Genomic DNA, 11,246 nt, shown 5'->3' on the forward strand with positions numbered 1-11,246 from the left:
GGCCCGATGAAGCAGACGGCACATCCGCCGGACCACCGGCCCGTGCGCACCCCGACCGGGCCGGCGGAGGTATCCGACCCACCGCAGGCCCGTCCCGGAACGCGACGCCGTCCGACCTCCCGGCAATGGGCCGCCTGGGCGTTCCTCACCCCGGTGACCCTCTACCTCGTCCTCTTCTACGCCTATCCGCTGTACCGCAACCTCGACCTGAGCCTGCGCGACTACACGGTCCGCTCCTTCGTCCAGGGCAACGCGCCCTTCACAGGCCTGGAGAACTACGCGAAGGTCCTCGACGACCCGACCTTCGCCCCCGCCCTGCTCCACACCGTGGTGTTCACGGCCGTGTGCCTGGTCTTCCAGTACGCCATCGGCCTGGCCCTCGCGGTCTTCTTCCACCAGAATTTCCGGCTGTCGGCGACCCTGCGGGCCCTGTTCCTGGTGCCCTGGCTGCTGCCGCTGATCGTGTCGGCCTCCACCTGGTCGTGGATGCTCAACAGCGACTCCGGCATCGTCAACGCCCTGCTGAGCACCGTCGGCGTCGGCCCGGTGAACTGGCTGACCTCACCGTCCTGGTCGCTGACCTCGGTGATCATCGCCAACATCTGGATCGGTGTCCCCTTCAACCTGGTCGTGCTCCACAGCGGCCTCCAGTCCATCCCCGCCAGCCTGTACGAGGCGGCGGCACTGGACGGGGCGAACGCCTGGCACCGCTTCTGGCGCATCACCTTCCCGCTGCTGCGCCCGGTGTCCGCGATCACCCTGCTCCTGGGCCTCGTCTACACACTCAAGGTCTTCGACATCATCTGGATCATGACCAAGGGCGGCCCGGCGGACTCGTCCACCACCTTCGCCACCTGGTCCTACCAGCTCGGCTTCGGCAACCTCCTGCCCGCCTTCGGCCCCGGAGCGGCCGTCGGCAACCTGCTCGTCGTCGCCGCCGTGGTGTTCGGCCTCGTCTACATCCGGGTCCAGCGAAAGCAGGCGCTGTCATGAAGCGAAGCACCGGCCGTTCGTGGTGGAAGACGGCCATCGGTCTGCTGCTGACCGGGGTCATGCTCTTCCCCGTCTACTGGATGCTCAACGTCTCCCTCACCCGCGACCAGGACATGCGCAAGAGCCCGCCGGACCTGCTGCCGCTGAACGGCACCCTGGCCGGCTACCGCACCGTCCTGGACGAGCAGTTGCCCTACCTCGCGACCAGCCTGGTCATCGGCTTGGGCACGGTCGTCCTGACCGTGGCGCTGGCCGCCCCCGCCGGCTACGCCCTGGCCAAACTGCGCCCGCGCGGCGGTGGTCTGCTCGGCTTCCTCCTCCTGGTCGCCCAGATGATCCCCGGCATCATCATGGCGATGGGCTTCTACGCGATCTACCTCCAGCTCGGCCTGCTCCGGTCCGTGCCCGGCCTGATCGTCGCCGACTCCACCCTGGCCGTCCCGTTCGCGGTGCTCATCTTCACGGCGTTCATGTCCGGTATCCCCGGCGAACTGCTCCAGGCCGCGACGATGGACGGCGCCGGGCCCCTGACCACCTTCCGGTCCATCGTCCTGCCGATGAGCCGCAACGCCGTCGTCACGGTGTCCCTGTTCGCGTTCCTGTGGTCGTGGTCCGACTTCGTCTTCGCCGGCACCCTCGTCAACGGCGGCGCCCACGAGCCGATCACCCTCGGCATCTACCACTACATCGGCAACAACAACCAGGAGTGGAACGCCATCATGGCGACGGCCGTCGTGGCCTCGCTGCCGGCCGCGGTGATCCTCGTCCTGGCCCAGCGCTACGTCGCCGCCGGCGTGACCGCCGGTGCCGTCAAGGACTGACCTCCCGCGGACCTTCCCTTCCGCCGACGATCCCCGCTCCAGCCGACGATCCCTGCTCGAGAAACGAGTCACGCCTCCATGACCGCCGCCCCGTCGTCCGGACCTGCCTTCTCCGTCCACGACATCCCGTTCAGCACGTTCGGATCCTGGTTCGGCATCTCACCCGTGGTGGCGGAGAAGACGTACGCCGAGGACCTCCACCTCGTCTCCCACCAGAACGGCATGCACGCCGTCCTGCGCCTCGTCCCCCTGGACCCGGAGACGGGCGAGCGAACCGGCACCCGTGTCGAGGCGACTGTGGGACTGCTCAGCTGGGTCGGCCCCGCCGGGCGCGTCGACCTCGCCTACGAGTCGCCGGACACCGTGCGCCTGCGGGGCAGCGGACTGGGCCTCGGCGTCCGTGCGGCCGCGCAGGTCCTGACGCCGTTCAGCGGGACGTACTTCTTCCACGACCCGGCGGCGGACGCCCACGTGTTCACCTCGTACGAGACGGGACGCCGCTACCGCGTCACCCTCCTGTCCGGCCGTATCGCCCACACTGCCGGAGCCCAGGCCCTGGGCGGCGGCGACCGCGGCCTCGCCGTGGCCGCGACGGCGGACGGCGAGTGGGAGATCGCCGTCGAGGAACTCGACACCGCTCGCCCGCCCTACGCGTCCCCGGCCGCCTTCGGCGAGATCGTGGCGGCGGCCCGCGGATCCTTCGCGGCCTTCGTCGACGCGGTGGCCCCCTGGCGCTCCTCCGCCACCCCGGCCGCCGAACTCGCCGCCTACGTCCTCTGGTCGGCGACCGTACGCCCGGCCGGACTCGTCCCCCGGCCCGCCGTCCTCATGTCCAAGCACTGGATGGACAAGGTCTGGAGCTGGGACCACTGTTTCAACGCCCTGGCCCTGGCGCCGGGCTGTCCCGGACTGGCCGTGGACCAGTTCGCCCTGCCCTTCGACCACCAGGACCGCAGCGGAGCCCTGCCCGACTCGGTCACCCACTCCGAGGTCCTCCACAACTTCGTCAAACCGCCCATCCACGGCTGGGCGTCGGGCCGTCTGCGCCGACGGCTGCCGGTGCCTCCCGGCCGGACGGAACTGGCCGAGACGTACGACCGGCTGGAACGCTGGACCCACTTCTGGCTCAGCGCACGACGCGCACCGGGCGACGCCCTGCCCCACTACCAGCACGGCAACGACAGCGGCTGGGACAACGCCACCACCTTCGACCCCGAGCGGGTGGTCGTCACCGCCGACCTGGCCGCCTTCCTCGTCCTCCAGCTCCATGAACTCGCCGCCCTGGCAGCGGAGTTGGACATGCCGGACGAAGAGAGCCGGTGGACGCGCACGGCCCGCGAGGTCCAGTCGGCGCTGCTGGACGAGCTGTGGACCGGTGAACGGTTCGTCGCCCGGGGAGCCGCCACCGGGCACACCTGGAGCAGCTCCAGCCTCCTCGACCTGATGCCCATCGTGCTGGGCGAGCACCTGCCCGGCGAGGTCGGCAGCGCGCTGGCCGACCACATCAAGGCCCATCTGACCCCGTACGGCCTCGCCACCGAACTGCCCACCTCACCGCACTACCTCTCCGACGGCTACTGGCGCGGCCCCGTCTGGGCCCCCGCCACCGTCCTCATCGAGGACGGCCTGCGCCGCGCAGGACACGACCGGCTCGCCGACGACATCAGCGCCCGCTTCCGCGCCCTGTGCGAGACCCACGGCTTCGCCGAGAACTTCGACGCCCTCACGGGCACGGGTCTGCGCGACCGCGCCTACACCTGGACCGCCGCGAGCTACCTCCTCCTCGCCGAAGCGCACGCACACCGGGGCCGCCACTGACCGTGCGTCACCGCAGCGGATGCAGCGCCGTCAACTCGGCGGCCCCACGGCCCGTGACGATCGACTCCGCCAGCAGCTTGCCGCTCAGGGGTCCCAGGGCGATGCCCCACATGCCGTGGCCGCCGCAGACGTGGACGCGGGGCGAGCGGGTCGGGCCGACCAGGGGCAGGCCGTCCGCCGTGCACGGCCTCGGGCCGGCCCACTCGTCGGTGCGGTGGGTGAGGTCGGCCGACGGGAGCAGATCGCGGACCGAGTCGACGATCGCCTCGATACGGCGGGGATCCGCAGGGCGGTCCGGTGCCGTGAACTCCATCATTCCCGCCACCCGCACCCGGTCCCCGAGCGGTGTGCAGACCACCCGCCGCTCGGCGAAGTACGTGGGCCGGGTGGGCAGCCCCGCCGGAGGCAGCGAGAAGCTGTAGCCGCGTCCGGACTGCACCGGGACGCGCACCCCGAAGGGCGCGGCCAGGCGGCCGAGCCACGCCCCGGGGGCGAGCACGGCGGCGTCGGCCCGCACGGACGTGCCGTCCGGGGCGAGGGCGACGACCCCGGTGCCCAGGTCCCGTACGCGGGTCACCTCCAGGCCGGTGACGATCTTTCCGCCCCGGTCGCGGACCGCGTCGGCCAGCGCGTCGACGAAGGCCCCGGGGTCGAGGTGACGCTGGCCGTGCAGCAGTACGGCCGCGCCGACCCGCGACGAGAGGGCGGGCTCCCACGCGCGTGCCTCGGCCCCCGTGAGCAGGTCGTAGTCGACCCCCTGCCCCGCCGCGCGCACCGCGTCCAGCTCCGCCACGAGCGGGGCACGGCCGGCCGCGGAGGTGAAGGCGAGCAGACACGCCTCGTCCGAGCGCGTCGGCTCGGTGACCCCGCCCGCGGCCAGATCGTCGTACGCCGAGAGCGCCCGGCGGTTCAGCGCGGCGAGGGCCGCCATCCCCACCTGCCAGCGCTGGTGGGTGCAGTTGCGGGTGAACTCCAGCAGGAAGCGGGCCAGCCGCGGATCCGGGCGGGGCGGGATGTAGAGCGGGGAGGTGGGGGACAGGAGCGTGCGCAACCCCAGCTTCAGGGCGGCCGGTTCGGGCAGGGGTACGGTCAGGGCGGGGGACAGCCAGCCCGCGTTGCCCCAGGAGGCGCCGGCCGCGACGCCGCTCCGGTCGACCACGGTGACCTCGACGCCGGCCTCCTGGAGGAACCAGGCCGTCGCCAGCCCGGCCATGCCCGCACCCACCACCACGACACTGCGCGGGCTCATGACCGGCCGCCTTCCGCCATGTCCAAGTTCACCGCGACGTCCGGTCGCCGTTCGCCGAACCGCGTCGCCTGCTCGAACGCGTGCCCCACCCTCAGCACGGCCGCGTCGCCCCGGTGCGGCCCGACCACCTGGAGCCCGACCGGCAGCCCGGCCGGGGTGAAGCCGGCCGGGACCGACAGGGCCGGGCAGCCGGTCATGGTGATCAGGGAGGCCGAGCGCATCCAGTCCAGATACGTCTCCATGGCGACGCCGTCCACCGACGCCGGGTAGGGGAGACGGACATCGAAGGGCGCGACCTGACTCACCGGCAGCAGCAGGACGTCGTACCTCCCGAAGAACTCGCGCACCCGGTGGAACAGCGCCGCCTGGAGCAGCTGGGCGCGGCCCAGGTCCGGGCCGGTGAGCTCGCGGCCCTCCTCGATGTTCCAGACGACGTCCGGGGCCATGCGGTGCCGGTGCTCGTCCAGCAGGGGCCCGTAGGCGAGCTCCATCTGCCAGGCACGCTGGGCGAGGAACGCCTCGTCGGCACCGGACAGGTCGGGGCAGGCCTCCTCGACCTCGCAGCCCAGCGCGGTGAACACCTCCACCGCGCCCCGCACCACGTCCCGGACCTCCGCCTCGACGGGCACGCTGCCGCCGAGGTCGGGCGACCAGGCGACCCGCCAGCCGCGCACATCGCCGTCGAGCCGGCCCGAGAAGAGGGAGCCCGGCGTCTCCAGGGCGAGCGGGCTGCGCGGATCCGGCCCGGCCAGCACCGACAGCGTCAGGGCGACGTCCTGCACGGTCCGCGCCATGGGGCCCTTGACCGACAGCTGCCCCCACGGCGCCTTGTCGGGCCAGGAGGGGACCCGGCCGGGGGAGGGGCGCAGGCCGACCACGTTGTTGAAGGACGCCGGGTTGCGCAGCGAGCCGCCGGTGTCGCTGCCGTCGGCGATCGGCTGCATGCCACAGGCGAGCGCGGCCCCGGCTCCGCCGCTGCTGCCGCCCGCGCTGCGCGAGAGGTCGTAGGGGTTGCGGGTCGCGCCGAAGACGGGGTTGACGGTGTGCGAACCCATGCCGAGTTCGGGCACGTTGGTCTTGCCGAGTGTGATGGCCCCGGCCCGCTTGAGACGCTCGACGACCAGGTGGTCCCGGGCCGGGACGTGGTCGGCGAGCACGGGGGAGCCGTACGTCGTGCGGATGCCGGCGGTGTCGTGGAGGTCCTTGTGGGCGACGGGCAGTCCGTGCAGCGGCCCCAACTCGGCCTGCGAGACGGCCAGTTCGTCCGCCTCGGCCGCCGCGTCGAGCGCCCGGTCGGCGACCAGGGTGACGATCGCGTTCACCGACGGGTTCACCCGGTCGATCCGTTCCAGATGGGCGGTGACGACCTCGCGGGCGGAGATCTCACGGCGCCGCAGGGCCGCGGCGAGCTCGGTCGCGGTGCCGAAGCACAGGTCGGCGGGGTTCACAGTCCTCCCAGGGTTTCCTTGAGCTGCGCTGCGGCGAGCACCCCGAACAGGACGAAGGAGCCCGACAGCAGCACGTTCGACAGGGTCTTGTTGCGGTGCGGCGGCTGCAGACCGCGCCGGTTGAGAAGGACCAGCAGCGCCCCGGACAGCAGCGGCAGGACGAGGGAGCCCACGGCGGCGTAGGTGAGCAGCAGGGGGACCGGCTTCCCGGCGAAGGTCACCGCCACGGATGTGGCCGCGCAGTAGAGCACGAACAGGCGGAACGGGAGGCTGCGCTGGCCCATGTGCCGCTCGGCCTCGTCGTCCGGCACTGCGCGCAGGGTGCGCAGCGAGTCGGCCAGCAGGTAGCACAGGGCGTTGAAGCCGCCGACCAGGGCGCTCAGGGTGACGAGGAAGAAGGTGCCGAGGAACAGCACCCGGGCCGTCGATCCCAGGTCCGCGCCGAGCGGTTCGGCCAGGGCCGCGAGTCCGTCGTTGCCGGTGATCGTCCGGCCGCTGCCGTACAGCAGGCCGGTGCCCACGATCGAGGTGCACACCACGAACAGGAACGTGACCGTGTAGCTCACCGCCGTGTCGGCCCGCATGACGGGCAGCCAGCTCGCGTGCCGCCAGCGCTTCTCCCGCACCCAGTAGCTGTACGAGGCCACTCCGGCCGTGCCGCCCACCCCGCCGACCAGCGCCAGCACGGTGATCACGTCGCCCTCGGGCAGCCGCGGCCGAAGCGAGGACACCAGTTGGGACGGGTCGTCCATGGTCACCAGCGTGACCACGGCCAGCACGACCATGCCGACGAACTTGGCCAGCATGAACCCGCTCATCACCCGCTCGAACAGCGCGTACCGGCCCACGTACACGATCCCGGCCGACGCCAGCGCGATCACCAGGGCCATCGGTCTCACCGGCAGCGCGGGGAACAGCGTCGACAGCGCGAGCGACGCCACCGAGCTCAGGGCAGCCCCGTACAGCAGTCCGATGACCAGGACGAACGCGAAGAAGGCGTACGGCAGCCAGCGGGCGGCCGAGCGCAGGCTCGCGATCACCGTCAGCCCGGTCGCCAGATACAGGCGTCCCACCGCTTCGGTCAGCGCGTACTTGAGCACGACGCCGATGAGGATCGCCCACAGCAGGGCCATGCCGTAGCCGGCGGCGCCCGCCAGCGACGTCACCATGTCGCCGGCGCCCACGCTGGCGGCCGCCAGGACCAGCCCCGGCCCTAGGACGGCCAGCCGCCCGCGCCGGGTGGCGGGGGCGGGGAAGGACTCGGGGGACGGGGCAGCCGCGGGCGGGTGAGGGGGACTTCCGGGTGTCGCGGTCACGTCGGCCACCTCCGGGGATAGGGACAGCGTGGTCCGGCTTCCCGGCAGGGTCGGTCAGGCCGACGGATGGGAACAAGATTCCCTGGGAAATCGACGGAATCAGCCATACGCTCAGGCCGATGGACGCACCGCACACCGGCTTCGTGGCCGATTCGCTGGACCGGCGCATCATCAGCGCACTGCAGATCGACGGCCGTGCCTCGTGGCACCGCATCGCGACGGCGCTCGGCGAACCGGAACGCACCGTCGTCCGGCGGGGCACCCGGCTGCTGGAATCCGGGCTGGTACGGATCGGCGCCATGGCGGTGCGCGGGCGCAGCACCGTGATCGGAGTGCGCTGCGCGCCCGGCCAGGCGCGGGTGGTCGCCACCGCGCTCGCGCGCCGGCCCGACTGTGCCTTCGCCCATGTCCTGACCGGGACCTGGGACTGCGTCGCCGAGGTGCAGTGCCCACGCGACCGTCTCGCGGGACTCGTCATGGACGAACTCCCGGGCCTGCCGGGGGTGGTACGGACGCTGACACTCCCGGTGCTGCGGCACGTGCGGACGATCCGCGAGTGGCACGCGGGCCTGCTCACCGAGGCCGAGATCGCCGTCCTCACGGAGGGGACGGGTGCCGCCCCGGCGTCGGCGGACGTGTCACCCGCGTCCGACGGCGTCGGGGAACTCTCCCGCGCCGACCGGCTGCTGGTGCACGCCCTGGCCGAGGACGGGCGGTGCACGTTCGACGAACTGGCCCGGGTGTCCGGGGTGTCCGAGGCCACCGCCCGGCGCCGGCTGGGCGCCCTGCGCAGGGCGGGGCGGGTCCGCGTCCGTGCCGTGATCGAACCGCTGCTGCTCGGGCTGCCGGTCGAGGCGGTGCTGTGGGTTCGGGTCGTGCCGACGGAGGTCGACGCGGTGACAGCGGCGCTCGCCGACTCCCCGCACGTCCGGTACGTCAGCTTCCTCACCGGCGAACGCCAGTTGCTGGTCCTGACCGCGTTTCCGGACGAGGCGGCGCTCCACGACTTCGTCACGCGTTCCCCGTGGCTGCGCGAGGCGGTGTCGGTGGATGTGTCGATGGTCCTGGGCTCGCTGAAACGGGGCGGCATGCTCGCGCCGTGGCTGCGTGACTGACGTCCTGTTCAGACCGGGCCACAGGGCTGAGTCTCCGCAATACATCGGAGGGTTCAGCCACATGGACCGTGTTCATGTCATTGACAGGTGCATGAGTGCTGCTTAGGTTCGCCGATACACCCGATGTATCGATGATCCGTCAGGTCTGGAGGACACGATGACCTCACAGCCGGAGCAACGTTCGCAGGTGGCCCGCAGAGCCGTACTCGGCACCGCCCTCTCGGGCGCCGCGGTGGCGGCCCTGCCCGGCACGGCCGAGGCCCGGGAACGCACCGGGACCGTGCCGTCCGACGCCGGCGGCGGCAGACGCCCCTGGAAGCTCCGCGACACCATGACCACCGACAGCGCCTGGTCGACGTTCCTGCGCGGCCAGGACCTGCTGTGGACCAGGCTCCCCACCCGCTGGTACGAGGGCCCGTTCCTCGGCGACGGGCTGCTCGGCAGCATGATCTACCGGGAGCCGGACGCCAACCAGGTCCGCTTCACCGTCCAGCACGGCCGGGTGCAGGACCACCGCCCCGAGTTCGGCAGCGGCTGGGGCACCTGCCGACTGCCGGTGGGACACCTCACGCTCGAACCGGCCGGCACCATCACCGCCGTCGACTGGCGGCTGAGCCTGTGGAACGCCGAACTCACCGGCACCGTCACCACCTCCGCGGGCAGGCTCACCCTGTCCGCCCTCATCCACGACGAGGTGCTCGCCGTCCGGGTGCGGGCCAGCGGCGGCGAGCGCGCCGTGTGGACCTTCCACCCCGAGGAGGCCATCAGCCCCCGGAAGATCCAGGAGGCCCCGCCCGCCGACTACACCCCCAACCCGCCCTGGACCACGAAGACCGCCGCCGACGGCACCGAGCAGGTGCTCCAGCCCCTCACCGGCGCCCAGACCGCCACCGCCTACCGGCGCGACGGCGACGAACTGCTGCTCAGCGTCGGGCACAGCGCCCCGTCCACCACGGTGGCCGAGGCCGACTCGCTCCGCAACCTACGGCGCGCCGGGTCGTATGGCACCCTCCGGCGACGGCACGTCCGCTGGTGGCACGCCTTCTACAAGAAGAGCTTCGTCTCGTTCCCCGACCAGCGGCTGCAGAGCTTCCACTGGATCCAGCTCTACAAGGTCGCCTCCGCCAGCCGGGCCGGCGGTCCCGTCATGGCCACCTGTGGCCCGTGGCTGGAGCCCACCCCCTGGCCCGCGGTCTGGTGGAACCTCAACGTCCAGCTGGAGTACTGGCTCATCCACGGCTCCAACCACGTGGAACTCGACGCGCTCGCCACCACTCTGCGCCAGAACCAGGAACAGCTCATCGCCAACGTGCCGACCGCCTACCGCGCCGACAGCTCGGGTGTCGGCCGCAGCTCCGACATGTTCGCCAATCGGGGAGTGGGCAGGCCCGGCAGCGGCACCGAGGTCGGCAACCTCACCTGGGCGCTGCACAACGTGTGGCTGTCCTACCGGCACTCCATGGACAAGGCCCTCCTGCGCGACACGGTCTTCCCCGTCCTGCGCCGGGCCGTCAACTACTACCTGCACTTCCTCACCCCGGGCAGCGACGGCAAGCTCCACCTGCCGAGCACGCTCTCGCCCGAGTACCCCGTCGTACCCCCCCAGGACACCAACTACGACCTGGCCCTGATCCGCTGGGCCTGCCAGACCCTCATCGAGTCCGCCGAAGACCTCGGCATCGACGACGAACTCGCCCCGCGCTGGCGGGAGGTGCTGGCCAAGCTCACGCCCTACCCGGTCGACGACAACGGCTTCATGATCGGCGCCGACACGCCGTACGAGCGGTCCCACCGGCACTACTCGCACCTGCTCATGGTCTACCCGCTGTACCTCGTCAACTGGGACCAGCCCGAGAACCGCGACCTGATCACCAAGTCCGTCGAGCACTGGCACGCGCTGACCGGCGCCCACCGCGGCTACAGCTACACCGGCGCCGCCTCGATCTACGCGATGACCGGCGACGGTGACACCGCGATCGGCTACTTACGGAAGTTCTTCGACACCTCCACCCGCTACCCCTGCCAGGCCAACACCCACTACACCGAGGCCGGCCCGGTCATCGAGACACCGCTGTCCGCCTCGCAGTCCCTGCACGACATGTTCTGCCAGAGCTGGGGCGGCGTGATCCGCGTCTTCCCGGCCGTCCCGACCGCCTGGGCCGACGTCACCCTGCACGACTTCCGCACCCAGGGCGCTTTCCTAATCAGCGCCGTCCGCAAGAAGGGAGCCACCCGGTTCATCCGGATCAAGAGCCTGGCGGGCGAGCCGCTCAAGCTCCGGCACGGCCTCACCGGCACCCTCACCGTGCTGCTCGACGACGGCACCCCGGCCCGCACCCGTGACCTCGGCGGCGGCACCCTCGCCATCGACCTGCCCAAGGGCCGCGAGGTGCTCGTCCACTCCGGAGCGCGCCCCGACCTCGTCATCGCGCCCGTCACAGTCGGCGAACCAGGTCCGGCCTGGGGACTGCCGTAACCGCCACTCA

8 protein-coding genes are annotated in these 11,246 nt (G+C 71.9%); 5 read left to right on the forward strand and 3 right to left on the reverse strand.

Annotated elements, in window-relative coordinates:
• The first annotated feature begins 6 nt into the window (after positions 1–6).
• The 3 genes from ABZ192_RS32900 (at position 7) to ABZ192_RS32910 (ending at position 3,632) form a co-directional block, all read left to right on the forward strand.
• Positions 7–993, forward strand: coding sequence for a sugar ABC transporter permease (locus ABZ192_RS32900; RefSeq protein ID WP_356928123.1), 987 nt, complete (start codon positions 7–9; stop codon positions 991–993).
• Positions 990–1,814: a carbohydrate ABC transporter permease gene (locus ABZ192_RS32905; protein ID WP_356928124.1), complete on the forward strand. Its 825-nt coding sequence runs from the start codon at positions 990–992 to the stop codon at positions 1,812–1,814. Before ABZ192_RS32900 ends, ABZ192_RS32905 begins: the two co-directional genes overlap by 4 nt.
• 78 nt (positions 1,815–1,892) lie before the next feature.
• On the forward strand, positions 1,893–3,632 hold the full coding sequence (locus ABZ192_RS32910) for a trehalase family glycosidase (RefSeq protein WP_356928125.1): 1,740 nt from the start codon (positions 1,893–1,895) through the stop codon (positions 3,630–3,632).
• Between the two features lie 7 nt (positions 3,633–3,639).
• Here the strand turns inward: ABZ192_RS32910 and ABZ192_RS32915 are convergent, their stop codons facing one another.
• The 3 genes from ABZ192_RS32915 to ABZ192_RS32925 are packed head-to-tail and all read right to left on the reverse strand — an operon-like array spanning position 3,640 to position 7,645.
• Positions 3,640–4,881 carry an FAD-dependent oxidoreductase gene (locus tag ABZ192_RS32915; protein ID WP_356928126.1) on the reverse strand — a complete coding sequence of 414 codons (1,242 nt, stop codon included), beginning with the start codon at positions 4,879–4,881 and terminating at the stop codon, positions 3,640–3,642.
• Positions 4,878–6,329 carry an amidase gene (locus ABZ192_RS32920; protein WP_356928127.1) on the reverse strand — a complete coding sequence of 484 codons (1,452 nt, stop codon included), beginning with the start codon at positions 6,327–6,329 and terminating at the stop codon, positions 4,878–4,880. Before ABZ192_RS32920 ends, ABZ192_RS32915 begins: the two co-directional genes overlap by 4 nt.
• Entirely contained in the window at positions 6,326–7,645 is a 1,320-nt protein-coding gene (locus ABZ192_RS32925; protein ID WP_356928128.1) for an Nramp family divalent metal transporter, read from the reverse strand. The genes ABZ192_RS32920 and ABZ192_RS32925 overlap by 4 nt, the downstream gene beginning before the upstream one ends.
• 119 nt (positions 7,646–7,764) lie before the next feature.
• Here ABZ192_RS32925 and ABZ192_RS32930 point away from each other — a divergent pair, with 119 nt between their 5' ends.
• Both ABZ192_RS32930 and ABZ192_RS32935 read left to right on the forward strand, forming a co-directional pair.
• On the forward strand, positions 7,765–8,760 hold the full coding sequence (locus tag ABZ192_RS32930; RefSeq protein WP_356928129.1) for an Lrp/AsnC family transcriptional regulator: 996 nt from the start codon (positions 7,765–7,767) through the stop codon (positions 8,758–8,760).
• A gap of 157 nt (positions 8,761–8,917) precedes the next feature.
• Positions 8,918–11,236: a Tat pathway signal sequence domain protein gene (locus tag ABZ192_RS32935; RefSeq protein WP_356928130.1), complete on the forward strand. Its 2,319-nt coding sequence runs from the start codon at positions 8,918–8,920 to the stop codon at positions 11,234–11,236.
• Positions 11,237–11,246: the final 10 nt, after the last annotated feature.

This window comes from Streptomyces sp. NPDC006235, assembly GCF_040613735.1.
In the GTDB taxonomy this organism is placed as follows: Bacteria; Actinomycetota; Actinomycetes; order Streptomycetales; family Streptomycetaceae; genus Streptomyces.

Bases quoted from the DNA above. Each gene is read 5' to 3' on its own strand.
- ABZ192_RS32900 (WP_356928123.1), top strand. From the start codon at position 7: ATGAAGCAGACGGCACATCCGCCGGACCACCGGCCCGTGCGCACCCCG.
- ABZ192_RS32905 (WP_356928124.1), top strand. From the start codon at position 990: ATGAAGCGAAGCACCGGCCGTTCGTGGTGGAAGACGGCCATCGGTCTG.
- ABZ192_RS32910 (WP_356928125.1), top strand. From the start codon at position 1,893: ATGACCGCCGCCCCGTCGTCCGGACCTGCCTTCTCCGTCCACGACATC.
- ABZ192_RS32915 (WP_356928126.1), bottom strand. From the start codon at position 4,881: ATGAGCCCGCGCAGTGTCGTGGTGGTGGGTGCGGGCATGGCCGGGCTG.
- ABZ192_RS32930 (WP_356928129.1), top strand. From the start codon at position 7,765: ATGGACGCACCGCACACCGGCTTCGTGGCCGATTCGCTGGACCGGCGC.
- ABZ192_RS32935 (WP_356928130.1), top strand. From the start codon at position 8,918: ATGACCTCACAGCCGGAGCAACGTTCGCAGGTGGCCCGCAGAGCCGTA.